We start from the raw sequence: 25,894 nt of genomic DNA, 5'->3' as shown, positions 1-25,894 counted from the left end.
CGTTCGAGTCACGGGTGTTCGTCTTGGGATTCATTTCTGCTTTCCACCTGCAATTCTGCCGAGTGCTCTTCGTGACGTCCGCGCTCCCCATGGGAGCATGGACGAATGGCTGAGACCGTTGTGCTTCGATCCACCTTTGGAAAATACCTGACGATCAGCGTGATCGTGGTCGTCGTGGCGTGCCTGGTCGCGCTCGGCGTGCAGGGCGAAGTCGCCGTCGCCGTTCGCTTCGTCGCCCCGCTCGTGACGCTCGGCTACCTCGTCTGGCTGGTCTACTGGGCGCCCGCGGTGGAGGTCAGCGACGGAGGAGTCAGGCTCGTCAACGTGTTCAGGACGATCGACCTGCCCTGGCCGGCCATCGAGCGCATCGACACCAAGTACGCGCTCACGCTCTTCACGACCTACGGGCGTTTCGTGGCCTGGGCCGCGCCGTCGGCCGGCCGGCACCGCTTCATCTCGACGCCCAGGGAGGATGCCCGCGGACTGCCCGAGAGCTTCTTCATCGCCGGCACCCTCGGCCAGGGCGATCTGCCGAACACGGAGTCCGGTGACGCCGCGGCCGTCGTACGCTCCCGCTGGGAGAGCCTGCGGGACGGCGGCCACCTGGACAGCGGCCTCCTGGACGACACGATTCGACCGGTCGCCTGGAACCCGGTCAAGATCGCGACGACCGCGGTGCTCGTTGCGGCGAGCCTCACATCGCTCCTGGCGTTCTCGGGTCGGTAGGGGCCGCGCCACTAGCGGTTTTCCGCGTTCGACGGCCGACGCCGGAACCAGCCGGCGATCACCTGGCCCATCTGGCGGTACGGCCCCGTGCCGCCCGGAATCCGCCGCTGGCGCGGGTCGAAGGCGTCGCGGAGCCCGTCGCCGATGAAGTTGATGGCGAGCGCGATGATGATGATGAACAGGCCCGGCCACCAGAACAGCCACGGCCTGGTCTGGAAGGCGCCCTGGTACTCGTTGATGAGCTGGCCGAGCGACACGTCGGGGGCGGCGATTCCGAAGCCGAGGAAGCTCAGGGCCGCCTCGGTGAGGATGGCGCCACTCATCAGCAGGGTGGAGCTCACAATGACGACGCCGACCGCGTTCGGGAGGATGTGCTTGAAGATGATCCTGCCGGTTCCGGCTCCCGCGACCCGGGCGGCGTCCACGAACTCCCGCTCGCGCAGGCTGAGGAACTCGCCGCGCACGAGTCTGGCCAGGGCGGTCCAGCCCAGGAAACCGAGTCCGATTCCCAGGGCGGCCGCACCGAGACCACCGACGGCGCGACCGAGGACCGCACCGATGATGAGGATCGGGAAGATGATGAAGAGGTCGGTGAGGCGCATAAGCCACTGGTCGACCCAGCCGCGGTAGAAGCCCGCCAAGGCCCCGATGACCACGCCGATCACGGCGGCGATGCTGCCGAACAACAGGGTGACCACGATCGACTGCTGCGCGCCGCGCATCACGCGGGCGAAGATGTCCCGCCCGATCTCGTCCTGCCCGAAGGGGTGCAGCCCGAAGTTGAACGGCAGGGTCCAGGTGGGGTTTCCGTTGTTGATGATGGTGTTCTGGGCCTCGTAGCCGAACCTCCACCAGCCGGGAATCTGCAGGCCGAACAGGTTGACGCCGATCGACGAGTAGACGAGCGCGGCCACCAGCACCAGGGCGATGATCGAGATCATCGCGCCGCGGTGGCGGAAGAACCGTCGGCGGACGATGGTGCCCTGGCTGAGTCCCTCGACCTCGCGCTGTTCGATGGTCATGCCGGCGTTGGCCGGATCTTCGGGGGTTTGGAGTAGCAGGTTTGTCATGGTCAGCTCACCCGAATTCTGGGGTCAAGTGCCGTGTAGGCGAGGTCGGCGAGAATGTTGAACACGATGGCGAAGGAGCCGACGATGAGGAAGACCGCCATCAGCACATTGAGGTCGAGCGGGTCCTTGAGCGCCCCGGTGAAGAGCGATCCCATGCCTCGCCAGGCGAAGATCGTCTCGGTGATCACCGCCCCTCCGATGAGTCCTCCCACGTCGAACGCGACGACGGTGATGATGGGGATCATCGCGTTGCGGAAGGCGTGGCGCATCACCACCGTGCGCTCGGTGAGCCCCTTGGCCCGGGCGGTGCGCACGTAGTCCTGGTTCATCACCTCGAGCAGGCTCGCGCGGGCGTAGCGGGTGTACCCGGCAAGCGAGATCAGGATGAGGGACATCGTGGGCAGCAGGAGGTGGGTGTAGCTGTCGATCATGTGCAGCCAGATCGAGCCCTCGAGGTCCGGGGTGTTCGCCCCGACGGTGGCAATCGGCCGACCGCCGACCGCCTCCACGTAGTCCGGCCAGGACCGCATCAGCCGGTCGGCCAGCACGAGCAGGCCGACCAGGAACGAGGTGATGGCCGCGGTGCGCGCCGCCGGCCAGCGGTCGTCCCTGCCCATGAAGTAGCCCACCGCCAGTCCGACGACAATCGACAGCACACCGAGCAGCCCGAGCAGCCAGAACGCCGGGAAGGCGGCGAAAACGAACTGGAGTGGATACCAGAGAGCCACGCCGATCGCGACGGTGATGAGCGCGGCGTACAGCGCGCGCCGGTTGGAGAGCCCGGTCGTGAGCGAGGTGACCATGAGCGCGGTCAGCGCCCCGAGCACGGCGATGAGCACGGGCCCGAGCTGGGGAGTCGTGAACCAGCCGGTCACGATCAGAAAGCTGAGCGTCGCCGCGGTGATGACGGTCGCCGAGCCGAAGATGATGAGGCGCGGCTTGCCCTCTCCGCCGATGATGCTCATCCAGATGAACCCGGAGACGAGGGATATCACCACTATCGACAGCGGCGATATCACCGGCGATCCGAGGAAGTTGTTGAACCCGATGGCCACGTAGAGCTTGAGCAGCACGGCCACCCAGAACGCGGGGAGCGAGAAGAACAGGAATGAGAGGAAGGTCACCGTGTAGTCGTAGCCGCTGTACTGGCGGATCGCGGTGCTCATGCCGATGGCGACACCGAAGATGACCGCAAGCAACGTTGCCGCGGTGACGAGCTGGAGGGTGTTCGCCGCTGAACTTCCGACCAGGCTGATGACGGAGTGACCGTTGACGCTGTCACCGAGGGTGAACTGACCGATGAAGACCTTGAGGATGCCACTCAGCCAGATGAAGAATCGCAGGGGCGTGGGCACATTGAGCTGGAGCTGGTCGGTGCGCGCCGCGATCAGGGCGGCCTTGTTCGGGGCCGTCGATCCGCGCAGGTCACCGAGCGGATCTCCCGCGAGGGAGGCGAGGTTGTAGATGAGGAAACTGGCGACGAGGAGCACCAGGATCGAGGCGCCTAGGCGCCGAATAATGAACGAGAGCACAGTTGCTGGTCGTCGCTTTCTGTTGCACGAGGAAGCCGGGTACGCGACGACTGGCTGTCGACACGACTCAGCTATTTGACCACATGGAAATGGAAGTCGTCTTGACTCATTAGTGGCCAGGGTGGATCAATGATCCACCCTGGCCACTTAAAAGGCGACTACTTGGCGGCCGCCTTCGACGGCGCCCACTCCCAGAAGTTCCAGAAGTACTGCGGTGCGAGGAACGCCGGCTTGACGTTCGTCACCGTGTCGCTCCAGGCGGTCACTCCGGGGAACTGGAAGATCGGAACCGACCAGGCCTGCTGGCCGATGATCTTGTCCGCCTGCACGAGCAGGTCATCCTGCTTGGCCGTGTCCGTCTCCGTCGACAGCTTGTCGTAGATCGCGGTCAGCGGCTTGTTCGACCATCCGTAGTAGTTGTTCAGACCACCCGGCGTGTAGTTCGCCTGGTTCTGCGCGACTGCCAGGCTGGTGGCCTGCCATCCGAACAGCGCGGCGTCGTAGTCGTTGGGCTTCGACGAGAGGTCTGCGCCCCACGTCTCGCTTCCACCGTCGATGACCGTGATGCCGGCGAGTGCTGCCGACTGGCGAACCAGCTCGAACTCCTGCTGGCGACGAGTGTTCGTCTTGCCGTAGAGGAATCGAACCTTCGGGCTGGTGACTCCGGCCTTCGCGAGGTCAGCCTTGGCTCCCTCGATGTCGACCTTGTCGTACTGGGCGTACGCGCCCTCCTTCTTCACCGCGTCGTATCCGGGGGTGCCGGGAACGAACTGCAGCGAGGCGCGCAGAACGGCGTCGGGCTGGAGCGGCTTGATGAGCTTGTCGACGATGTCCTGGCGGGGAACCGTCTTGAGGAAGGCCTCGCGAACGAGCTGGGCCTTGGCCGCGTCGCCGCCGTAGGTCTTCGGGTCGAAGACTCCACCGTTGGTGACCTGAAGGTCGATGTGCTCGTAGGTGGACTCGGTCGCCGCCTTGTACTTGACACCGGACAGGCCCTTGATCTGCGTGAGCAGGTCGGCTGTGGGCTGGCCCTCGGCGATCTTGACCTCACCGTTCTGGAGCGCGGTGATCTGAGCCTGCGGGTCGCCGACGACTCGTACCGTGATCTTCTGGTACTTGGGCGACGGTCCCCAGGTGAAGTTCTTGTTCGCCGTGAGGGTCACGTACTGCTGGTCCTTGAGGTCCGTGACGATGTACGGTCCGTCGGAGAGCAGCTTCTGCTTCTCCTTCGGCATGTCGAGGAACTTGTAGTCGTTGCTCCACGACTTGGCGACCGGGCTCAGGAACGTGTAGTCCTTGTCCTGGACGGCCTTGATGAACGCCTTGTTGGCCGCGTCGCCGGAGTACTTCTTGTCCGGGTAGGCGAGCTGCACGGTGCCGTGGGCCGAGACACCGATCGGGAACGAGAGCTCCCAGTCGACGAACGGCTTGTCATAGACGATCGTGACGCTGCGGTTGTTGTCGCTGATGGTCGGGGTCTTGGACACGAGGTCGAGGCCCTGGCCCTTGACGGCGCCGGCGTTGAAGAAGACACCCTTGTCGAGCGCCGCCTGATTCGTGACGTTGCCGTCCGCGTCGTACTCGGCCTCGACGTTGTTGAGGTGAGTGGTCAACGCTGCCCACGTCATCATCATGTCTGCCGCGCCGACCTGCACGCCGTCAGACCACTTGACGCCCTCTTTCACGGTGTACTTGACCGTGAGCGGGTCCTTCTTCTCGACCGTGTACGTGCCGAACTCGGTGTTCTTGACGAGCTTGTTCTTGTCGTCGTAGTAGTTGAACGGCGAGTTTGCCATGTAGGAGATGTTGTTGTTCGCCGCCGAGTTACCGGTCGCCGACAGGGTGTTGTACTCCTGCAGCGGGTCGTTCCAGGCGACGCTGATGGAAGTCCCCTTGATCACTTCCGAGGTCTTCGGCACGCTGCAGCCGGACAAGGCCAGCGCGGCGACGGCAACGACTGACGCCACTACCGCAATCCGTTTGATTTTCAATTTTCCTACTGTGCAAGATGAGCGACGGCAGCACGATTTCCTAGCGATCTGCCGCGCTAGATAGAAGAACCATAAGTAGGGCGTGGTCTCCCCGCCAAACTGTATGGGTCAACGTTACACAGTGGTAACAGTCGCAAGAGAATTTTGCGCTGGATCGAGATTTGGTGCGTCGATACCGCCGAATTCACAATATTGTTGCGATTGTACGGCGGGTCCGGGGATAAAGCAGCGGAAACATCGGGGTAGCATCGAAGTCGTGTCCCGGGCCTCATTGTCGAACTCCACCAAGAGCGCCCTGCTCATCTTCGACGGCGACTGCGGCTTCTGCACGACATCCGTTCGCTATCTCGAGCGCACGCTCCCGGCGATGCCGCCGAGCGCTCCCTACCAATGGACGGATCTCGACGCGCTCGGGTTGAGCACCGACGAGGCGGCCGCCCGGGTGTGGCTCGTGACGCCCACCCACCAGTACGGCGGACACCTCGCGTTCTCCGCGCTGCTCAGGCACCAGCCAGACCCCGGGTTGCGTTTCGTCGGCTGGCTGCTGGCCACTCCCCCCTTCTCCTGGGCCGGGGCGCTCGGGTACTCCCTGGTGGCCCGCTACCGGCACCTGCTGCCGGGTGGAACCCCCGCCTGCGCCATCAAGCGGTGACGTGAGGCCGTCCGCGCTGTCCCCCGCGCCGTTCCCGCTCCCCGGGCCCCCGGACGAGCTGCCGCCGCGGAGAAGGGTCGTCGCCGAGGTCTGGCTCGTGCTCGGGCTCTCGCTCGGGGCATCCGCCGTCTACTCGATAGTGTCGATCGCCGACAGCCTCACCCGCAGCCAGCCGCTCTCCCGGCAGGTGCGGTCCCTGAACGCGGCCCTGAGCGACCGCGCGGTGTTCGACCTCATCTACCAATTCCTGGCCATCTTCTTCGACCTGGTGCCCGTGGTCCTGGTGGGATTCCTGCTCTGGCAGGCCACCCGGCCGCACCTCGGGCGTCTCGGGGTCGATCTGCGTCGGCCGGGCCGCGACGCCCTCGTCGGGCTCGGGCTTGCCCTCGCGATCGGCGTCCCGGGAATCTTCGTGTACCTGGGCAGCAAGGCGATCGGAATCAACCTCACGGTGAGCCCATCGCCGCTCGACACCTACTGGTGGACGGTGCCCATCCTCGTGCTCAGCGCCCTGCGTGCCGGCCTGCAGGAGGAGATCATCGTGATCGGCTACCTATTTGCGAGGCTGCGCGACCTCGGCTGGCGCACGTGGCCGATTATCCTCGTGGCCGCCGCCCTCCGCGGCAGCTACCACCTCTATCAGGGCTTCGGCGCATTCGTGGGCAACTTCGCGATGGGCGTGCTGTTCGGCTGGTTGTACACCCGCTTCGGTCGCGTGCTTCCGTTGGTGATCGCCCACTTCGTGATCGACACCGCGATCTTCGTCGGGTACCCGTGGGCGGCATCCGCCTTGCCCGGCCTCTTCGGCCTGCCGGGCAAGTAGGGCGCCCTCGCCGCCGTTGCCGAGCCGCACCGCGGGCGTGCGCGGACAATCCGGGCCGACGTGCCAGCCCGGACGGTCCGCATTCGCCCGGGTTACGGGTGAGGGGCGCCCGGGTTACGGGTGAGGGGCGCCCGGGTTACGGGAGAGGGGCGCCCGGCCTCCGCGGCGCCCCGGGGAACTTTTCGCCGTGAGGTGCCCAGTTTTGTCGCCGAGATCGTGGCCGAGGCGACTGAAGTGGGCACCTCGACGTTCGTCGGGGAGGGCGCGCGCGGTGGATGGGTGGGCGACGTGCGCGCGGCGCGCGGAGGGCCGCCGCAACGATCGGCGCGGTTCAGTCGGCGAACGCCTCCGGCGGCGGGCAGGCGCAGACGAGGTTGCGGTCGCCGAACGCGTTGTCGATGCGACGCACCGGCGGCCAGTACTTGTTGCGGATGAGGGTGCGCACCGGGTACACGGCCTGCTCGCGCGAGTAGGCGTGGGTCCACTCCCCCTCGATCACGGACTGCGCCGTGTGCGGGGCGTGGTGCAGCGGGTTGTCATCGGTCGGCCATTCGCCGGCCTTCACGGCATCCGCCTCCGCCTTGATCGCGATCATCGCGTCGATGAAGCGATCGATCTCGGCCAGGTCCTCGCTCTCGGTCGGCTCCACCATGAGGGTGCCGGCGACCGGGAACGACATCGTCGGCGCGTGGAACCCGTAGTCGATGAGGCGCTTGGCCACGTCGTCCACGGTCACGCCGGTCGACTCGGTGAGCGGTCGCAGGTCGAGGATGCACTCGTGCGCGACGAGTCCGTTGTCGCCCGAGTAGAGCACCGGGTAGTGGTCGCGAAGCCGGACTGCCACGTAGTTGGCGGCGAGCACCGCGGCCCCGGTGGCCCGCTTCAGCCCGTCGGCGCCCATCATGCGCACGTAGGCCCAGCTGATCGGCAGGATGCTCGGCGAGCCGAACGGGGCGGCGCTGACGATGTTGGCGTGCTCGGGCAGCTGCTCGGCGCTCCGGCCGACGATCGTGTCGCGCTGCGCCATCGGATGCCCGGGCAGGAACGGCGCGAGGTGCGCCTTCGCCGCGACGGGTCCGACTCCCGGGCCGCCGCCACCGTGCGGGATGCAGAAGGTCTTGTGCAGGTTGAGGTGCGAGACGTCGCCGCCGAAGTCGCCGAAGCGGGCGAAGCCGAGCAGGGCGTTGAGGTTGGCGCCGTCCACGTAGACCTGGCCGCCCGCGTCGTGCACCGCCTTGCAGATGGCTCCGACCTCGTGCTCGTAGACGCCGTGCGTCGACGGGTAGGTGATCATGAGCCCGGCGAGTTCCGCCGCGTGCGCCTCGGTCTTGGCGCGCAGGTCGTCGAGGTCGACGTTGCCGAGCTCGTCGCAGGCGACGACCACCACGCGCATCCCGGCGAGCACGGCCGAGGCCGCGTTGGTGCCGTGGGCGCTCTGCGGGATGAGGCAGACCGTGCGGCCGGCGTCGCCGCGGGAGAGGTGATAGCCGCGGATCGCGAGGAGACCCGCGAGTTCGCCCTGGCTGCCCGCGTTGGGCTGCAACGACACGGAGTCGTAGCCGGTGACGTCGGCGAGCCAGGACTGGAGCTGCTCGATCAGCTGGAGGTAGCCCTCCACGTCCGCCTCGGGGGCGAAGGGGTGGAGCCCGGCGAACTCCGGCCAGCTCACCGCCTCCATCTCGGTGGCGGCGTTGAGCTTCATGGTGCAGGAACCGAGCGGGATCATGCCGCGGTCGAGCGCGTAGTCGTAGTCGGCGAGATGCTTGAGGTAGCGCATCATCGACGTCTCCGACCGGTGCGTGTTGAACACCGGATGGGTGAGGAAGTCGCTCGTTCTCCGCAGCTCCGCCGGGATCCAGGTGTCGGTCTCGAGCGGAACCGAGTCGTCCGCGAGCTCCTCGCCGAGGATCTCGGCGATCGCGCGGATGTCGTCCATGGTGGTGGTCTCGTCCACCGAGAGCTGCACGTGATCGGCGTCCGCGAGGTGGATGAGGTAGCCGGCCTCGTGCGCGCGCTCGACGAGGGCCGCGGCATCCGTCTTGGTGTGCAGTCGCAGGGTGTCGAAGTAGTTGGCCGTGACGAGGGTGTGCCCCGCCTCCGTGGCGGCGCGGGCGAGCACCCTGGCGAGCCTCGTGACACGGGTCGCGATCTGGGTGAGGCCCTGCGGGCCGTGATAGACGGCGTACATCGACGCCATCACGGCGAGCAGCACCTGGGCGGTGCAGATGTTGGAGGTGGCCTTGTCGCGGCGGATGTGCTGTTCGCGCACCTGCAGCGACAGGCGGTAGGCCGGATGCCCCGCCGCGTCCTGCGAGACGCCGACGAGCCGGCCGGGCAACTGGCGTTCGAGACCGGCGCGCACGGCCATGTAGCCCGCGTGCGGCCCGCCGAAGCCCATCGGAACGCCGAAGCGCTGGCTGGACCCGACGGCGACATCCGCCCCGAGCTCCGCGGGCGAGGCGAGCAGGGTGAGGGCGAGCAGGTCGGCGGCGACGACGGCGAGGCCGCCGCGCTCCTTGACCGTCGCGAGAACCGTCGAGGGGTCCCAGACGCGGCCGGAGGCGCCCGGGTACTGCACGAAGACCCCGAAGGTGTCCGGCAGCTCGTCCGGTTCGATCGTGGTGAGGTCCAGGTCGACGAGGGTGATCCCGACCGCCCCGGCCCGGTTGGCCAACAGTGCCCGAGTCTGCGGCAGGGTGTCCGTGTCGACGATGAACACGCGAGGCTCCACCTTGCTGGCGCGACGGGCGAGCATCATCCCCTCGACGACGGCGGTGCCCTCGTCGAGCATCGACGCGTTGGCGGTGTGCAGCCCGGTGAGGTCGGTGATCATGGTCTGGAAGTTGATCAGCGCCTCGAGGCGTCCCTGCGAGATCTCCGGCTGGTACGGCGTGTACGCCGTGTACCAGCTCGGGTTCTCGAAGACGTTGCGCTTGATCACCGCCGGGGTGATCGTGTCGTAGTAGCCGAGCCCGATCATCGACCGGTTGACGGTATTGAGCCGGGCGAGTCCGCGCAGCTCGGCGAGGGCCTCGCGTTCGGTCGCGGCCGGGGGAAGCACGCTCTCGCTCGCCGCCCGGAACCCGTCGACGTGGATCGAGGCCGGTACGGCGGCGCCCACGAGGTCGTCGACGGTGTCGTAGCCGATCGCGGCGAGCATGGTCGCCTGGGCTGCCTCGTCGGTGCCGATGTGGCGCTCGGCGAAACCGCCGGTGGGAAGGGAAACGGCGTCGTCCAGCAAGTCCACTACTCTCCCACCAGCGCCGAGTACTCGGCCGCGGTCATCAGCGCGGGCAGCTCGGTGAAGGCCACCCTGATCAGCCAGCCCTCGCCGAACGGGTCGCTGTTGACGAGCTCGGGGCTCGCCACGACGGCGTCGTTCGTCTCGGTGACCGTGCCGTTCACCGGCGCGAAGAGCTCGCCGACCGACTTGGTGGACTCGATCTCGCCCACGACCGTGCCGCTCGCGACCGGCGATCCGACCGCCGGGAGCTCGACGAAGACGACGTCGCCCAACTTCTCGGCCGCGTAGGCGGTGATGCCGACGGTGGCGATGTCGCCATCCACCCGCACCCATTCGTGCTCGGCGGTGAAACCCAGTGATTCGTGGTCAGCCATGGTTATTTGGCCTCTCTCTTGTAGAAGGGGAGTGGGACGACGGTGGCCGGGATGCGCGTCCCCCGCACGTCGATGAAGAGTGGTGTTCCCGGCTCGGTGACGCCGGGGTCGACGTAGGCCATGGCGACGGGATGGCCGAGGGTGGGGCTGAGCGCCCCGCTCGTGATCACGCCGACCTCGGTGTCCCCCGAGTAGACGAGGTAGTCGGCCCGGCCCGCCCGCTTGCCCTCCGCGCGGAGGCCCACGAGCATCCGTGCGCCCTCCGGTGGCCCGGCCTCGACGGCGGCGCGGCCCACGAAGTTACCCTCCTTCTTGAGGTTGACGACGCGGCCGAGCCCCGCCTGCACCGGATAGGTGTGCAGGGAGAGTTCGTGACCGTAGAGGGGCATGCCGGCCTCGAGCCGCAGGGTGTCCCGGCTCGCGAGCCCGGCCGGCACGAGGCCACGGTCGGCGCCGGCCGCCATGAGGTCGTTCCACAGCCGCGCCGCCCGGTCGTTGCTCACGTAGATCTCGAAGCCGTCCTCGCCCGTGTAGCCGGTGCGGCCGACCATGGCCTCCTCGCCGAGGTAGCTGCCGAGCGTGCTCCAGTAGTACTTGAGGTCGCCGGGGGCGACGGGCAGCACGAGCCCGCCGACCGCCGAGATGATGGCGAGGGCCTCCGGCCCCTGCACGGCGATGAGCGCGATCTCGTCGCTCTCGTCGACGACGGTCGCGTCGAATCCGGATGCCCGAGCGGCGAGCGCCGCGGCGGCCGGGAAGCGGTTGGAGGCATTGGCGACGACGGCGAACCGCTCGGGGTGGGTGCGGTAGACGACGACGTCGTCGACGATCCCGCCGTCCGGGGTGAGGAGAAGCGAGTACTTGGCCTGGCCGACCCCGATCGCCGAGATCTTGCCGGCGAGCGCGTAGTCGAGAGCGGCGGCGGCCCCCGGACCGGTCACGATGATCTCCGCCATGTGGGAGAGGTCGAAGAGCCCGGCCGCCGTGCGCACCGCGTGGTGTTCGGCGAGGTCGCTGGAGTAGCGCACCGGCATCTGCCAGCCGGCGAAATCGGTGAAACTCGCGCCGGCATCCACGTGGATCTGGTGGAGCGGGCTGTACTTTTCTGTCGGGGTGCTATCGGTCACAGAGTTCTCCAGCGTGGTCGGATTGCCAAGAACTCCTCCTCTGTCATAGGCCTGAGAGCTTCACCGGCCCGATGGGCCGACTTTCACCGTGGGCGAGGAGTCGACGTTGAGTCCTGCTTTTCAGAGTGGCCTGTTCGATGCGGTACACGTACCTGAGAGATTGGTGGGGAGAATTGCTCCTTCGGTGCCGGGTTCCGCAGTCAGCGTTCGACTGGTGCCCCGGCTCTCCCGCATCGCGTTGAGCGGCCCGATGTTCGATTGTGGGGCCAGCCTACCGGCTCGGCAGCCGCACGGCACACGGCCGCCGCCCAGTCTGGGGTCTACGATGCGAGAGCACCGTCGAAGGGAACCTCATCACCGCTCTGCTGGGCTCGGATCGAGTCGCTCATCCATACTCGCCGCAGGCGCCTCGCTCCGTCGTGGCGATCCGGCCGTCGTCGTTCTCGGTCAACCAGCAGACCGCGGCCGACAACGCCTTCCAGTCGGCCCGCATCGACGCGGAACCGGGCGAGATGGCCAGGGCCGCGTACGCCGAGGTCACCCGCGTGCACGACGTGCTCACCGAGCACGGCGTGGAGGTGCACCTCTTCGATGACCTGAGCACGGGGCTCACCCCGGACTCGTTGTTCCCCAACAACTGGTTCTCCACGCACGCCGGCGGACACGTGGCCGTGTACCCGATGTGGTCGCCGAACCGGCGTCTGGAGCGTCGGTGGGACATCATCGAGATGCTCAAGCGCGAGTACCGGGTACAGGACGTGATCGACTACTCGGGGCTCGAACAGGACGGGCTGTTCCTCGAGGGCACCGGGGCGATGGTGCTCGACCACCTCGACCGCGTGGCGTACGTCTGCCGGTCGAACCGGGCGGATCCCGTGGCGCTCGAGCGGTTCTGCACCCACTTCAACTTCGAGCCGATCGCCTTCGATGCAATGGATGACGCCGGCCGGCCGATCTATCACACGAACGTGCTCATGTGCATCGGAACCCGGTTCGCGATGGCCGGTTTCGACCTCGTCCTGGACGAGGTGCGCCGCGCCGAGATCGAGGACCGGCTGAGCGACTCCGGCCGCGACCTCATCCGTCTGACCAGGGACCAGGTGGGCGAGTTCGCCGGGAACGCGCTCGAGCTCGAGGGCTCGCACGGGTTGATCCTCGCGCTGTCGACCCGGGCGCTCGCGAGCCTCACGAGCCAGCAGGTGGCGGTGATCGAGCGCTCGGCGTCCATCGTGCCGCTCGATGTGCCGACCATCGAGCTCGCCGGCGGGTCCGTGCGCTGCATGCTGGCGGGCATCCACCTCGGTCGCCGCACTGCCCGCCCGCGCGACTGACACCGGGCGGAGGCTCACCCCTCCGGGTCGAGCGGCTCCTCGAGGTCCAGGGGCTCCTCCGGCCACGACGCCCGAAGCGATTCGCCGGCGGCCACCGTCAGCTCGATTATCGAGCCGAGGAGCGCCTCCGTGGTCGAGGACCTCAGCAGGGTGACCTGGTCGAGGGTACCGAGCGGTGCGATGCCCGCGAGTTGCCAGGCCCTGGCGACCGGATCGTCCGAGAGCTCGACGTTGGCGGCCCAGGCCTGGTCGGTGAACTCGCTCGCGAGCGCGAGGGTGCTGCGCACCGTGCGCTCGGCGCGGCCGAGCAGGGGGAGCAGCGAGTCGTCCCAGGCCAGGGTGTCGAGTTCGCGCACGACCGCGCGGGGATGCGGGTCCTCCGGCATCCACTCCACCACCTCGATGCGGCGATCGCCCTGGGCGACCAGCCCGATGAAGCCCTCCTCCGTCGCCTCCAACTCGGTGACCTGGGCGACAGTGCCCAAGGGGAAACGCTGCTCTCCGCCGCCGACCTCCTGGCCGCGCTCGATCAGAACGACGCCGAATTCGGCCGGCTCGTTGACGAGGATGCGGGACAGCATCACGAGGTATCGCTCCTCGAACACCCGCAGCTGCAGGGGCATATACGGGAAGAGCACGGATCCGAGCGGGAACATCGGCAGGTCGGTCATCACCCCAGCGAACCACGCCGGAGGGCCCGCGCCAAGGCCCACGCTCGGAGTTCTCGTCGGAATTGTCTCTTGCACGGTTCGGGGGTCCGAAATCGCGGAGGCGACGGCGTAGCCTGTGAGTTCGACCACGATCCTCGTGGACCGGACGAAGGGCCGCACATGACCGACGAGCCGCCGATCGATCCGGCCGACTCCCGGCCACCGAAGCCCCCCACTCCGAAGGCCGGCGGCAAGGCCAAGGCCTCCAAGGGCAAGGGGCGGGCGCCCGCCGTCAAGGGCCAGCCCCGGCCGGGCAAGCGCCGCCAGTCCCGCTAGCGGCCCGCCGCATCCGCACGGATCGGGACGCCGCACGCCGCCGCTCGGGTTCTGTCACCCGGCTGCGCGGTGAGCAGGAGGCATGGCGGTGCCTCTGAGGACACAGGACACCGGGAATTCACCCGCACGACCCCGGTTGGTCAGATTCGCCTCGTAGCGTCGTTGCCGGATCACGACGGAGGAGGATCGAATGCGCTCGATAAAGAAGACGGTGGCAGTAGCCGCGACCGCGCTGCTGCTGGCAACCGCGCTGGCCACGCCGGCACTGGCCCAGGGAACGGATGGCGGCGGAAACCGCAGCGGCGGCAAGTTCAGCTTCGGTGTGATCGGCGACGTGCCGTACGGCGCCGCGGAGATCGCGGCATTCCCCTCCTTCATCCAGGACATCAACGCCCACCGGGAGCTCAGCTTCGTGGGGCATGTCGGCGACATCAAGAACGGCTCGTCGGTGTGCTCAGACGACTATTTCGCCGCCATCCGCAAGAACTTCGACACCTTCACCCTCCCCCTCGTCTACACCCCGGGCGACAACGAGTGGACCGACTGCCACCGAACCAACAATGGGGCATACAACCCGCTCGAGCGGCTTGCCGCCGTGCGCAAGCTCTTCTTCCCGGAGCCGGGAACCACCCTCGGCGCCCCCCTGGAGGTCGAGTCCCAGGCCCGCAGCGGCCTGCCGGAGAACGTCAGCTTCCGCAGTCATGGCTTCGCCATCACGGCGGTCAACATCCCGGGCAGCGACAACTCCATGCTGCCCTGGGCCGGGCTCGGCCAGACGGCGCCCACCGCGGAGCAGCTCGCCGAGGTGCAGCAGCGCACCCAGGGCGACATCCGCGAGCTCAAGGACACCTTCCGCGAGGCGCGCGAGCACCGCGACCGGGCCGTCGTGGTGATGACCCAGGCCGACATGTTCGACCCGACGGTGGCCAGCCCGTCGCAGGCGGACTTCGGGGCCTACGCGCCGCTCGTGCAGACCCTCATCGAGCAGTCGAACGCTTTCGACGGGCCGGTGTACCTGATCAACGGCGACAGTCACGTCTTCAACGAAGACCACCCGCTGGCGGCCGGCTCCTCGTGGCTGCCGTTCTACGGCCAGGCGACCGCGGCCAAGAACCTGACCCGCGTCACCGTCGACGGCTCGTCGAACGCGCAGGACTGGCTCAAGGTGAGCGCGACGACGAAGGGCGCACCGGCACCGCTCACCTTCGAGCGGATCCCGTTCACGCATCCGGCATCCTGAGTCGGAGTCAGGCGGCCCGCACGTCGATCTCCCCCGGGGTCGCGGCGTCGAAGACCAGGTGCCGGTTGGCGATCTTGTCGGTGAAGAATCGGTCGTGGCTGACCACCACGACGGCCCCGGGGAAGTGGATCAGGGCGCGCTCCATCACCTGGGTGCTCGCGAGGTCGAGGTGGTTGGTCGGCTCGTCGAGCAGCAGCACCGAGGCGCCGGAGAGCAGGCACTGGGCCATCGCGACCCTCGCGCGCTGGCCGCCGGACAGGTCGCCGATGCGTTGCTTGAGATCCGCCTCGGAGAACTGGAACATGGCCAGGAATCGGCCGACCGACTTGCGCGTGGCCCGCAGCGCCAGGCTGTCCGGCATGGCGTTGACGGCGTGGGTGACGGTGTCCTCGAGGTCGAGCTCCTCGAGCACCCGGTTGTAGGAGACCACCTTGGCGCCCCCGGCCCAGTCGGCCCTGCCGCGATCCGCCTTCTCCTCCCCCAGAAGCACGCGCAGCAGCGTGCTCTTTCCGGAGCCGTTGGAGCCGAGCACGACGATGCGGTTGCCACGCCGAATCTCGAGCGTGAGGTCGTCGAAGAGCACGCGGTCGCCGTAGGACTTGGCGAGGCCCTCGATGCGGCAGAGCACGTCCTTCACGTGCAGGCCGCCGTAGATCTCGGTGATGATCTCATCGACCGGGCGCGGGGCGCGGGACTTCTTGATGCCGGAGAGTTGTTTGCCGAGCGACTTGCTCGCGTTCTTCGCGGCCTCCCGGCGGTCGGCGATGCCCTCCGCCTCGAACGCGAGCAGCTCGTTCTCGTGAGTGAACTGGGCCTCGAGGGTCTTCAGCCGAAACTGCTTCTGGATCACGTACTCGCCGAAGTCGCCCGGGTACTCATGCAGGTGGAAGTTCTCCAGCTCGATAATGCGAGTCACCACCACGTCGAGGAATCGCCGATCGTGCGAGACGATGATGGCCGCGCCGCGGAACGACTTGAACCACGACTCGAGCCACTCGACACCGGCCACATCGAGGTAGTTGGTGGGCTCGTCGAGCAGCAGCACGTCCGGCTCCTCGAGCAGGATCTTCGCGAGCGCGGCCCGGTTGCGCCATCCGCCGGAGAGGTCGTCGATGGCGCAGGTGCGGTGCTCCTCGGTGAACCCGAGCGTGGTCAAAGCGGTGTCGATGCGGCGCTGGTAGTCCCAGCCATCGAGGCGCTCCATCTGCTCGAACAGCTCCGACTGGCGGTGGATCGGGCCGTCCAGGTCGGCGGTCGGGTCGGCGGCGATCGTCGCGTCGATCTCCGCCAGCTCGGCGTGCACGGCATGGATCTCGACGAACAAGCCGTCGAGCACCTCGGTGATGGTCTGGGTGCCGTCGAGCTCGGAGAACTGGGAGAAGTAGCCGAGCTTCAGGCCCGACTCGATGGTGACGGTTCCGGAATCCGGATGCAGCTGCTCGAGGGCGAGCTTCAGGAGCGACGACTTGCCGGATCCATTGCGGCCGATCAGCCCGACCCGGTCGTTCGACTCGAGGCGGAAGAAGGCCTCGCGCAGCACCGGCGTCTTCTCGAAGGACAGGTTTACGTCGTTCAGTCGGATAAGGCTCATGCCAACCGTTTCTGTGGGGAGATGTGCGTGGCCAGGGTCGGCGGAACCCCACCACGTTACAGGGCGGCGGATGATGTCGCGCCGGGCGCTCTCGGCGCCGACCTCTCCCACTCATCCGTCAGTAACTGCTGGCTGGGCGGCTGAACTCAGCACTTGGTGACGGCTGAGTGGGAGGTGGCGGGAGGAACCGGGTGGGGGCCTAGTTGTTGAAGCGGAATTCCACGACGTCGCCGTCCTGCATGACGTATTCCTTGCCCTCGATGCGGGCCTTGCCCTTGGCGCGCGCCTCGGCGATCGAGCCGGTGTCGACGAGGTCCTGGAAGCCGATCACCTCCGCCTTGATGAAGCCCTTCTCGAAGTCGGTGTGGATGACGCCGGCCGCCTGCGGGGCCTTCGCGCCCTTTGGGATGGTCCAGGCCCTGGTCTCCTTGGGTCCGGCGGTGAGGTAGGTCTGCAGGCCGAGGGTGTCGAAGCCGATGCGGGCGAGCTGGTCGAGGCCGCTCTCGGTCTGGCCGGTGGAGGCGAGGAGCTCCGCGGAATCCTCCGGAGACAGGTCGATGAGCTCGGACTCGAGCTTGGCATCGAGGAAGATCGCCTTCGCCGGGGCGACGAGCGCCGCGAGGGCGGCGAGCTTGTCGGCGTCGCCGAGGATGTCCTCGTCCACGTTGAACACGTAGATGAACGGCTTGGTGGTGAGCAGGCCGAGCTCCTGGATGAGCGACACGTCGATGCTGGACGACGAGAGCGGCTTGCCGGAGTCGAGGAACTTCTGCGCCTCGATGGCGGCGGCGAGCGCCGCGGGCTCGGTGCGCTTGGTCTTGACCTCCTTCTCGTAGCGAGGCACCGCCTTCTCCAGGGTCTGCAGGTCGGCGAGGATGAGCTCGGTATTGATGGTCTCCATGTCGGATGCCGCATCGACCTTGCCGTCCACGTGCACGACATCCGGGTCGGCGAATCCCCGGATCACCTGGGCGATCGCGTCGGCCTCACGGATGTTGGCGAGGAACTTGTTGCCCAGCCCCTCCCCCACGGACGCGCCCTTGACGATCCCGGCGATGTCGACGAACGAGACGGGGGCCGGCAGGATGCGTTCGCTGCCGAAGATCTGCGCGAGCTTGTCGAGCCGGGCATCCGGAAGGTTCACCACGCCGACGTTGGGCTCGATCGTGGCGAACGGGTAGTTCGCCGCGAGCACCTGGTTCTTGGTGAGAGCGTTGAAGAGGGTGGACTTGCCGACATTGGGCAGACCGACGATTGCAATAGTGAGAGCCACGGGGGTCAAGCGTACCGGCCAGACGCTACTCCTCGGCTGCGCTCGCCTGCTCCTGGATGTCTCGCACGAACAGCCGGATCGCCTCCGGCGGCAGCTCCAGGCCGATCGACCGGCTCGGATTGAGCACCAGGCCGGCCCCCGGCGGCATCGCCACAAGCAGCAGCCGGCCGGCGATGGTGAGCGAGAAGGCCGCGAGTTCGGCGAAGTCGCCGATCTGGTCGGCATGGGTGAAGGCGGCGAGCATCGATGCGCCGTTGTTGTCGAAGAGCAGGGGCTGCAGCTGGCTGAGATTGCTGGAGACCGGCGTTCCGCTCGGGATCACCACCCGGCTGTCGGCAAAGACCCTCAGCACGGCCTCGCCCGTGGCGCGGTCGGCCTGGGCGAGCACGACCATCCGCTCGAGCTCCGTCGCCTCCCGCACCTCGTCCATCCGCCAATCCTAGGTTTCTTCCCGGCGGCTCGGAACGGCCAATAGAGTCATCGCATGTCTACGGAAGACCCGCCCGCCCGCGCCGACGCCGTCGTGATCGGTGCCGGTCCCGGCGGCCTCGCGGTGGCGGCGCAACTGCGGCGCGCCGGCTTCACGCCGGTCGTGCTCGATCGGGCGCTCGAGGTCGGCTCCAGTTGGGCCGCCCACTACGACCGGCTCCACCTGCACACCGCCCGCACGCTGAGCTCCCTGCCGGGCCTGCCGATTCCCCGCGAGTACGGGCGCTGGGTGGCCCGCGACGACTTCCGCCGCTACCTCAGCGACTATGCGGCGCACCACCGACTCGACCTGCGCCTCGGCGTGACGGTCACCGGGGTGTCCCAGGGCGACGACGGCTGGAGAGTCGGATGGCGCTCCGCGGCCTCCGCGGGCACCGTCGAGACCCCGATCGTGGTCGTGGCCACCGGCTACAATCACGAGGCACGGATGCCGAGCTGGCCGGGACTCGCGGAGTACCGCGGCCGCGTCATCCACTCGAGCGAGTACCGCAACCCCGCCGAGCTCGCGGCCCACAGCGTGCTGGTAGTGGGCCCCGGAAACAGCGGGGGCGAGATCGCCGCCGACCTCGCCGAGGCCGGCGTGCGGGTACAGCTCGCGGTGCGAACGCCGCCGAACATCGTGCGGCGGCAGGTGGCCGGCATCCCCGGCCAGGTGCTCGTGCTGTCGATCTCTCCCCTGCCGACCCCGGCGGGCGACCGGGTGGCGCGGCTGGTGCAGCGGCTGAGCGTGGGCGACCTGACCCGGTTCGGGCTTCCGCCGGCGCCGCGCGGGATCGTCACCCAGATGGAGCGCGACGACGTGACGCCGACGATCGACGTCGGGCTGCTCGCCGCCCTGCGGCGCGGGGCCGTCACCGTGGTTCCCGCGGTCGCCTCGTTCACGACGGACGCCGTGGTTCTGGTGGACGGCACAGAGGTGCGACCCGATGTGGTGATCGCCGCGACCGGGTTCGCCCGCGGTCTCGAGCCGATCGTCGGCGAGCTGCGGGTGCTTGCACCGTCCGGCCGCCCGCTGATCAACGCCGCCGCGCAGCTTGCGGGTCTCGGCGGCCTCTACTTTCTCGGTTACTCGAACCCGCTCACGGGCAACATCCGCCAGTTGGCGATCGACGCGCGGGCGATCGCCCGGCACGCCGGGCGCCGATCCGCCCGCTGACTCCGGCGACGCGCGCGGGTCGTGCGGCCCACCGTCGGTCGCGCGTGAGACTATGCCGGGATGGCACTGAACTTCACCGCGATCGACTTCGAAACCGCCAACTCGTCGAGCGCGTCAGCGTGTTCGGTGGGTCTCGTCAAGGTTCGCGACGGCGTCGTCGTGGACAAGGCCGGCTGGCTGATCAAGCCGCCGCTCGGACACGACCAGTTCAACGAGTGGAACACCCGCATCCACGGCATCATGGCTCCGGATGTGGTGGACGCCCTGCTCTGGAGCGAGCAACTCCCCGACCTGGTCGCCTTCGCGGACGGTGACCACCTCGTGGCCCACAATGCCGGCTTCGACATGGGCGTGATCGCCGGGGCATGCCGGGCGAGCTTCATCGAGGTGCCGGAGTTCCGCTACCTGTGCAGCCTGCAGGTCGCCCGCAAGACCTACAACCTGGAGTCGTACCGCCTGCCGGTGGCCGCGATGGCCGCGGGCTTCGAGGACTTCGCCCACCACGACGCCCTGGCCGACTCCGAGGCCTGCGCCGCGATCATCGTGCACGCCGCCCGCCGCCACGACGCCTTCAGCATCGAGCAGCTCGCCACGGCGACCGACTCCCGCATCGGGGCGATCGGGCCCGACGCCGCCGGCGCGGTGGCCGCTCGTCGCCCAATGGCGATCGGCTGAACGCTCCGCCGCGTCGCTGACCGGGCGGTCGATGTCCGGCCTGATAATGTCATAACAAGTTATCAAAGTTGGAGATAGGTAACCCCACCGAACGGACGACGCGTGAACCAGAAGGAACACTCCCTGCCCGCGGACCTCTTCATGGACCTCGAGCGTTCGGGCCCGATGCCGCTCTACTTCCAGATCGCGCAGCGCATCGAGAAGGCGATCATGGGCGGCGACCTCCCCGCCGGTTCCCGGCTCGAGAACGAGGTCGCCCTCGGCGAGCGCCTCGGACTGAGCCGCCCCACCATCCGCCGCGCCATCCAGGAACTCGTCGACAAGGGACTTCTCGTGCGCCGTCGCGGCATCGGCACCCAGGTGGTGCACGGCCAGGTGACGAGGCGGGTTGAACTCACGAGCCTGTACGAGGACCTCGCCGGCAGCGGCCAGAAGCCATCGACCCGGCTGCTCACGCTCGACGAGGTGCCGGCCGATGCGAACGTGGCCGAGAGACTCGCGGTCGCCGAGGGAGACCCGACCCTGCACGTGCGCCGCGTGCGCCTGGCCGACGACGTGCCGGTCGCGGTGCTCGAGAACTGGCTTCCCGCCGACTTTCTCGACGTGTCGAGCGACGAACTGACCACTCACGGACTGTACCAGGTGCTGCGCGCGCGGGGGGTCACCATGCGCGTGGCCAAGCAGCGCATCGGTGCCAGAAAGGCGACGGCCGAGGAGGCCTCGCTGCTCGAGATCGACCGCAGCTCGGCCCTGCTCACCATGGACCGCACGGCCTACGACAACTCGGGTCGCGCCGTCGAGTTCGGCCACCACTGCTACCGGCCGGACCTCTACTCCTTCGAGGTCACGCTCGTCGACAAGTAGCGCCTCAGTCGCCGCCCAGGTTCGTGATGAAGTCGAGGCTCTGCCGCACATCCTCCAGCGGCCCCCGACCCGGCGGCGGCTCCTCGGTGAGCACCGTGTCCTGCTCGAGCACGTAGTAGCCGCCGTAGCCCGCCGATTCGAGCGAGTTCACGATCGTCGCGATGTCGATGTCCCCGGCTCCCAGCGGCGTGTACAGGCCGTTGCGCACCGCCTCCATGTAGCTCAGGTCGCCGCGACGCACACTCTCCGCGATGCCGACCCGCACGTCTTTGAGGTGGACGTGGCTGACCCGAGCCCCCTGGGCGGCGGCGAGAGCGACGGGGTCCGTGCCGCCGATGAGCAGGTGGCCGGTGTCGAGGCAGAGCCCGATGTCCGAGCCCTCGAGCACGCGAGCGACGTCGTCCGCCGACTCCACCAGGGTGCCGACGTGGGGATGGATCGACGCCACGACTCCCCGCTCAGCGGCGACGGCGGTCAGACGATCGAGGTTGGCCAGCAGAACGTCCCACTGTCGCTCGGTGAGCGTCGGACGCGAGTCGTAGCCGATTCGTCCGGTGTCCGCGGAGAGCACGAGGCTCACCGCGCCGGCCGCCGCGAAGGACTCCAGCTGCGCCTCGATCCGGGGAACCGGATCGACCGCCGGGTCGTGCAGCACCACGGGAACGAACCCGCCCACCGCACGCAGGCCGAATGCGGCGAGGGTCTTCGCCTTGTCGGATGCGGCGGCGGGAAGGAATCCGTCCGGTCCGAACTCGGTGGCCGCGACGCCGAGGTCGCGCATCTCGGCGAGCACCCGTTGCGGCGCGAGCTGCACTCCCCAGCCGGGAACCTCACACACACCCCAGGAGATCGGTGCGGCGGCCAGACGATCGGTGAGGCCGTTCGGCTTCGCCATGTCAGCCCCTCACTTCGTCGAGCCGCACCGGGCGGCCCTCGGCGCGGGAGAGGGTGGCCGCCTCCGCGATGTACAGCGCCTCCAGCGCCTCCCGCGGGGTGCACGGGCTCGTCTTCTCCCCGGCGGCGACCGACACGAAGGCCGCGAGTTCCGCGGAGTACGCGTCGGCGAACCGCTCCTGGAAGTTGGGCCAGGGGGCGCCGCCGGGGAAGTCGACTCCCGGCTCGGCGCTCGTGAGCGGCACCCGGTCATCCAGTCCCACCGAGCGGTTGCCCCGCGTGCCCGCGAGCTCCATTCGCACGTCGTAGCCCGCGCCGTTGTAGCGCGAGCCCTGAAGGGTGGCCAGGGTGCCGTCGTCGAGGGTGAGCAGGGCGGCGGACTCGTCGACATCACCGGCCTCGCCGAAGAAGGCCGCTCCCCGGTTCGCGCCCGTGGCGAAGACCGAGACGACCTCGCGGCCGGTCACCCAGCGCAGGATGTCGAAGTCATGGATGTGGCAGTCCCGGTAGATGCCGCCGCTGTGGGGGATGTACTCCGCCGGCGGGGGCGTCGGGTCGCAGGTGAGCAGGTGCAGACGCCTCAGCTCACCGATCTCCCCCGCCTCGAGCGCCTGCTTCGCCGCTCGATAGCCGGCGTCGAAGCGGCGCTGGAATCCGATCTGCACCGGGACGTCGTGCCGTTCGACCTCCTCGACGACGGCGACGCTCGACGCGAGCGACTCCGCCAGCGGCTTCTCGCAGAAGGTGGGGATGCCCGCCCGCACCGCGCGGAGGATCAACTCGGCGTGCGCAGAGGTCGGAGCGGCGATCACGATGCCGTCCGGTTGGAACGAGAACGCGTCGTCGATCGTGCCGTGGCGCGCGGCACCGACCGATTCGGCGGCCGCCCTGGCCCGGGCGGGATCCAGGTCGGCGACGAGCAGTTCGCTCACCCCGGTCTGGGCCATGAGCGTGCCGACGTGGGCGATGCCTATCCTGCCGGCACCGAGAATTGCGAAGCGCATGTTCTAGCCGTTCCTTTCGACGGAGCCGGCACCGAGGTGCGGCCTCTGGCTCGTGCGGTGTTCGAGGTAGTCGGCGCGGGCCGTTCGGGTGCTCTCGAGGGTCGACTCCGCCGCCACCGGCACGTCCCACCAGCCCTCGCCGTCCGGCGAGTAGAGCAGCGGGTCGCTGGTGATGTGGATGAGGGTGGCGCGATCCGAGGCCTTGGCCGTGGCGACCGCCGCGACGAGGTCGGCGATGGCGCCCGCGCCCGGTTCGACCCGGATCACCCGGATGCCCAGGCTCTCGGCGTTGGCCGCGAGGTCGATCGGCAGGATCTCCCCCGACTCGAAGTTGTTGCCCGCCTTGTCCTGGTAGCGGTAGCGGGTGCCGAAGCGCTGCGAGCCCACGTCCTCGCTGAGGTGCCCGATCGAGGCGTAGCCGTGGTTCTGGATCAGCACGATGATCAGCTTGATTCCCTCGGCCACCGCCGACACGATTTCGGTGTGCATCATGAGGTACGAGCCGTCGCCGACCATTACGATCGCGTCGCGGGTGGCGTCTGCCCTGGCCACTCCGAGGCCGCCGGCGATCTCGTAGCCCATGCAGGAGTAGCCGTATTCCACGTGGTAGCCGAGGTCGTCGCGCACCCGCCACAGCTTGTGCAGGTCTCCCGGCAGCGAGCCGGCCGCGCAGACCACCACGTCGCGGGGGTCGGAGGCCCGCTGCACGGCGCCGATGATCTCGGTCTGGCTCGGCAGCTCGAGGCCGCGGGGCTCGAAGGCCGCGTCGACCACGTCGTCCCACGCCCTCTTCTCGCGGGAGTAGTCGGCCACGAAGGCCTCGGCGACCCGAAAGCCCTGCAGGGCGTCGGTGAGCTCGAGGATGGCCTCGCGGGCGTCGGCGACGACCGGGATGGCGCTGCCGTGCTTGAACGCGTCGAAGGAGGCGATGTTGATGTTGACGAAGCGCACGCGGGGGTTCTGGAAGGCGGTGCGGCTCGCCGTGGTGAAGTCGCTGTAGCGCGTGCCGATGCCGATGATCACGTCCGCCTGGGCCGCCGCGCGGTTGGCCGTGGTGGTTCCGGTGGAGCCCACGGCGCCGAGGAACTGCGGGTGATCCCAGGCGAGCGAGCCGACCCCGGCCTGCGAGACGCCGACGGGGAGTCCGGTGGACTCGACGAGCGCGCGGAGGGCGGCCGCGGCATCCGAGTAGATGACGCCGCCACCGGCGACGATGAGCGGGCGTTCGGCGGCGCGGATGGCCCGCACGACCTCGGCGATCACCCCGCGGTCCGGGCGCGGCCGGCGCAGGTGCCACTCGCGGTCGGCGAGGAACTCGGCGGGCACGTCGATGGCCTCGGCCTGCACGTCCTCGGGCAGCGCGATCGTGACCGCACCGGTCTCCACCGGGTCGGTGAGCACCCGCATCGCGCCGAGCGCGGCGGAGAACAGCTGCTCCGGGCGCTGCACCCGGTCGAAGAAGCGGGACAGCGGCTTGAACGCGTCGTTCACGCTCATGCTCGCGTCGTTCGGCAGCTCGAGCTGCTGCAGCACCGGGTCGGCGACTCGGGTCGCGAAGGTGTCGGAGGGCAGCAGCAGCACCGGCAGCCGGTTGATCGTGGCGAGGGCCGCGCCGGTGAGCATGTTCGAGGCGCCCGGGCCCACGGAGGCGGCGCAGGCGAAGGTGGAACGGCGACGCGTCATGCGCGAGTAGGCCACAGACTCGTGCACCATCGCCTGCTCGTTGCGGGCCTGGTGGTAGGGCATGATGGCGGGGTCCTCGGCGGAGAGTTGCTTGAGGGCCTGCCCGACCCCGGCCACGTTTCCGTGGCCGAAGATGCCGAAGGTGCCGGCGATCGTGCGCTCGCGGTAGTCGCCGTCGACTGTCCACTGGTGGGCGAGGAACTCGATAAGCGCCTGGCTGACGGTCATGCGTTTGGTGGTCATGGGGTCCCTTCGGGGCGCGTGTACGGAAGGCGCGAATCGACCGGTTGGCCGGCCCAGGTGTCTCGAATCCAGCCGTGGGCCGGGTCGTCGCTGATCAGCCACACCCTGTCCGGGTCCGGTCCGGCCATCACGTTGAGGTAGTAGAGGTCGTAGCCGGGGGCGGCCACACACGGTCCGTGCCAGCCGTGCGGCACGAGGGCGACGTCGCCGTGGCGCACCTCGGCGAGGATGTCGATCTCCCGGGCATCCGAGGCGTAGGCGCGCATGAAGCCGAACGGGTCGGCGGTGTCCGGGGCGGTGAGGCCACGCGAGACCGCGCTGTCGAAGTAGTAGATCTCCTCGAGCCGCGACTCCCCGCCGGAGACGAAGTCGTCGTGCTTGTGCGGCGGGTAGCTCGACCAGTTCTCGGCCGGAGTGATCACCTCGCAGGCGATGAGGCGGGCGGCGTCGAGCTGGGCCGGTGTGCCGAAGTTGTGCACCTGGCGGCTGGAGCGCCCGGCGCCCCGCAGCTCGACGGCGACCGCGGCGGCGGGCAGGTAGGCCACCGGAAAGCGATCCTCGGTCGGCGCCTCCGCCACCGCCACCCGGCCGACCCCGGAGATCCGCAGCGCGGTGCCCGTCGGCAGGTAGAGCGTGTCGGTGGGCCCGGAGAACACGGATGCCCGCCCGGCAAGCTCCTGCACGTGCTCGACGTCCACCCCCCGCTCGCCGGGCGGCACGTAGCTCACGGTGAACGAGCCGGAGAGCGGAATCACCAGCCGCTCGACCCGCCCGGCGGCGAGCACCCGCTCGGTGCCCTCCGCCAGCTCGGCCACCCGCAGGCCGGTGTGGTGCCAGCCGTGGATGCCCGAGTCGACCACCGTCTCCCAGCCGTCCTCGGCGAGCGTCCCGCGCGGATAGAACCAGGACTCCTGCGTCACGATATG

The 25,894-nt window shown here is 68.6% G+C and carries 22 protein-coding genes, 1 pseudogene and 1 riboswitch; of the genes and pseudogenes, 9 read left to right on the top strand and 14 right to left on the bottom strand.

The window, feature by feature from the left end; all coding sequences use genetic code 11:
• Positions 1–105 precede the first annotated feature (105 nt).
• Complete coding sequence (locus tag ACHZD8_RS08760) at positions 106–726, top strand: PH domain-containing protein (RefSeq protein WP_394769869.1); 621 nt, start codon at positions 106–108, stop codon at positions 724–726.
• A gap of 11 nt (positions 727–737) precedes the next feature.
• Here the strand turns inward: ACHZD8_RS08760 and ACHZD8_RS08755 are convergent, their stop codons facing one another.
• The 3 genes from ACHZD8_RS08755 to ACHZD8_RS08745 form a co-directional block, all read right to left on the bottom strand.
• Positions 738–1,796: an ABC transporter permease gene (locus ACHZD8_RS08755; RefSeq protein WP_394769868.1), complete on the bottom strand. Its 1,059-nt coding sequence runs from the start codon at positions 1,794–1,796 to the stop codon at positions 738–740.
• 2 nt (positions 1,797–1,798) lie between these two features.
• Positions 1,799–3,328 (bottom strand): ABC transporter permease, encoded by a 1,530-nt coding sequence (locus ACHZD8_RS08750; protein ID WP_394769867.1) that lies wholly within the window; start codon positions 3,326–3,328, stop codon positions 1,799–1,801.
• A gap of 158 nt (positions 3,329–3,486) precedes the next feature.
• Positions 3,487–5,295, bottom strand: a complete 1,809-nt coding sequence (locus tag ACHZD8_RS08745; RefSeq protein ID WP_394769866.1) for an ABC transporter family substrate-binding protein — start codon at positions 5,293–5,295, stop codon at positions 3,487–3,489.
• A 280-nt stretch (positions 5,296–5,575) separates the two neighbouring features.
• Here ACHZD8_RS08745 and ACHZD8_RS08740 point away from each other — a divergent pair, with 280 nt between their 5' ends.
• Both ACHZD8_RS08740 and ACHZD8_RS08735 read left to right on the top strand, forming a co-directional pair.
• Entirely contained in the window at positions 5,576–5,971 is a 396-nt protein-coding gene (locus tag ACHZD8_RS08740; protein ID WP_394769865.1) for a thiol-disulfide oxidoreductase DCC family protein, read from the top strand.
• A 1-nt stretch (position 5,972) separates the two neighbouring features.
• Complete coding sequence (locus ACHZD8_RS08735) at positions 5,973–6,794, top strand: CPBP family intramembrane glutamic endopeptidase (protein ID WP_394769863.1); 822 nt, start codon at positions 5,973–5,975, stop codon at positions 6,792–6,794.
• Between the two features lie 331 nt (positions 6,795–7,125).
• Here ACHZD8_RS08735 and gcvP read toward each other — a convergent pair whose 3' ends face one another.
• From gcvP to gcvT, 3 genes are all read right to left on the bottom strand, one after another.
• Positions 7,126–9,954 carry an aminomethyl-transferring glycine dehydrogenase gene (gene gcvP / locus ACHZD8_RS08730; protein WP_394769875.1) on the bottom strand — a complete coding sequence of 943 codons (2,829 nt, stop codon included), beginning with the start codon at positions 9,952–9,954 and terminating at the stop codon, positions 7,126–7,128.
• A gap of 86 nt (positions 9,955–10,040) precedes the next feature.
• Complete coding sequence (gene gcvH / locus ACHZD8_RS08725; RefSeq protein ID WP_394769862.1) at positions 10,041–10,412, bottom strand: glycine cleavage system protein GcvH; 372 nt, start codon at positions 10,410–10,412, stop codon at positions 10,041–10,043.
• 2 nt (positions 10,413–10,414) lie between these two features.
• Entirely contained in the window at positions 10,415–11,539 is a 1,125-nt protein-coding gene (gene gcvT / locus ACHZD8_RS08720) for a glycine cleavage system aminomethyltransferase GcvT (RefSeq protein ID WP_394769860.1), read from the bottom strand.
• 130 nt (positions 11,540–11,669) lie between these two features.
• Positions 11,670–11,780, bottom strand: a riboswitch (glycine riboswitch).
• 178 nt (positions 11,781–11,958) lie between these two features.
• Between gcvT and ctlX the strand changes: the two genes are divergently transcribed.
• A complete protein-coding gene (gene ctlX, locus ACHZD8_RS08715; protein ID WP_394769859.1) occupies positions 11,959–12,870 on the top strand; it encodes a citrulline utilization hydrolase CtlX in 912 nt (303 codons plus the stop codon).
• A gap of 14 nt (positions 12,871–12,884) precedes the next feature.
• Here the strand turns inward: ctlX and ACHZD8_RS08710 are convergent, their stop codons facing one another.
• Positions 12,885–13,541, bottom strand: coding sequence for an LON peptidase substrate-binding domain-containing protein (locus ACHZD8_RS08710; RefSeq protein ID WP_394769858.1), 657 nt, complete (start codon positions 13,539–13,541; stop codon positions 12,885–12,887).
• A gap of 198 nt (positions 13,542–13,739) precedes the next feature.
• Here ACHZD8_RS08710 and ACHZD8_RS08705 point away from each other — a divergent pair.
• Positions 13,740–13,856: pseudogene (locus tag ACHZD8_RS08705) on the top strand (LysR family transcriptional regulator); the annotation flags it as partial.
• Between the two features lie 190 nt (positions 13,857–14,046).
• Positions 14,047–15,096 carry a hypothetical protein gene (locus ACHZD8_RS08700; RefSeq protein ID WP_394769857.1) on the top strand — a complete coding sequence of 350 codons (1,050 nt, stop codon included), beginning with the start codon at positions 14,047–14,049 and terminating at the stop codon, positions 15,094–15,096.
• Between the two features lie 7 nt (positions 15,097–15,103).
• Here the strand turns inward: ACHZD8_RS08700 and ACHZD8_RS08695 are convergent, their stop codons facing one another.
• The 3 genes from ACHZD8_RS08695 to ACHZD8_RS08685 all read right to left on the bottom strand — a co-directional run bounded on the left by ACHZD8_RS08695 (position 15,104) and on the right by ACHZD8_RS08685 (position 18,390).
• Entirely contained in the window at positions 15,104–16,687 is a 1,584-nt protein-coding gene (locus tag ACHZD8_RS08695) for an ABC-F family ATP-binding cassette domain-containing protein (protein ID WP_394769856.1), read from the bottom strand.
• A 199-nt stretch (positions 16,688–16,886) separates the two neighbouring features.
• Positions 16,887–17,960, bottom strand: a complete 1,074-nt coding sequence (gene ychF, locus ACHZD8_RS08690) for a redox-regulated ATPase YchF (protein WP_394769854.1) — start codon at positions 17,958–17,960, stop codon at positions 16,887–16,889.
• 25 nt (positions 17,961–17,985) lie between these two features.
• Positions 17,986–18,390 (bottom strand): SseB family protein, encoded by a 405-nt coding sequence (locus ACHZD8_RS08685; RefSeq protein ID WP_394769853.1) that lies wholly within the window; start codon positions 18,388–18,390, stop codon positions 17,986–17,988.
• Between the two features lie 54 nt (positions 18,391–18,444).
• On the opposite strand from ACHZD8_RS08685, the gene ACHZD8_RS08680 reads away from it, so the two are divergent.
• The 3 genes from ACHZD8_RS08680 to ACHZD8_RS08670 all read left to right on the top strand — a co-directional run bounded on the left by ACHZD8_RS08680 (position 18,445) and on the right by ACHZD8_RS08670 (position 21,144).
• Positions 18,445–19,605, top strand: a complete 1,161-nt coding sequence (locus ACHZD8_RS08680) for a flavin-containing monooxygenase (protein ID WP_394769850.1) — start codon at positions 18,445–18,447, stop codon at positions 19,603–19,605.
• 60 nt (positions 19,606–19,665) lie between these two features.
• Positions 19,666–20,280 carry an exonuclease domain-containing protein gene (locus tag ACHZD8_RS08675; protein ID WP_394769849.1) on the top strand — a complete coding sequence of 205 codons (615 nt, stop codon included), beginning with the start codon at positions 19,666–19,668 and terminating at the stop codon, positions 20,278–20,280.
• 102 nt (positions 20,281–20,382) lie between these two features.
• Complete coding sequence (locus tag ACHZD8_RS08670; RefSeq protein WP_394769848.1) at positions 20,383–21,144, top strand: GntR family transcriptional regulator; 762 nt, start codon at positions 20,383–20,385, stop codon at positions 21,142–21,144.
• A 4-nt stretch (positions 21,145–21,148) separates the two neighbouring features.
• On the opposite strand, the gene ACHZD8_RS08665 is transcribed toward ACHZD8_RS08670, so the two are convergent.
• Genes ACHZD8_RS08665 through iolB form a run of 4 tightly spaced genes read right to left on the bottom strand, consistent with a single transcriptional unit; the run spans position 21,149 to position 25,888 of the window.
• The gene (locus ACHZD8_RS08665) at positions 21,149–22,039 is read right to left on the bottom strand and encodes a TIM barrel protein (RefSeq protein WP_394769846.1); all 891 of its coding nucleotides are present in this window, start codon (positions 22,037–22,039) and stop codon (positions 21,149–21,151) included.
• Between the two features lies 1 nt (position 22,040).
• The gene (locus ACHZD8_RS08660) at positions 22,041–23,042 is read right to left on the bottom strand and encodes a Gfo/Idh/MocA family oxidoreductase (protein ID WP_394769844.1); all 1,002 of its coding nucleotides are present in this window, start codon (positions 23,040–23,042) and stop codon (positions 22,041–22,043) included.
• Between the two features lie 3 nt (positions 23,043–23,045).
• Positions 23,046–24,968, bottom strand: coding sequence for a 3D-(3,5/4)-trihydroxycyclohexane-1,2-dione acylhydrolase (decyclizing) (gene iolD, locus ACHZD8_RS08655; protein ID WP_394769842.1), 1,923 nt, complete (start codon positions 24,966–24,968; stop codon positions 23,046–23,048).
• Entirely contained in the window at positions 24,965–25,888 is a 924-nt protein-coding gene (gene iolB / locus ACHZD8_RS08650; protein ID WP_394769841.1) for a 5-deoxy-glucuronate isomerase, read from the bottom strand. Before iolB ends, iolD begins: the two co-directional genes overlap by 4 nt.
• Between the last annotated feature and the right edge of the window lie 6 nt (positions 25,889–25,894).

The organism is Lacisediminihabitans sp. (assembly GCF_043726815.1).
Lineage (GTDB): Bacteria > Actinomycetota > Actinomycetes > Actinomycetales > Microbacteriaceae > Lacisediminihabitans.
This window is presented reverse-complemented; position numbering and strand designations above follow the sequence as displayed.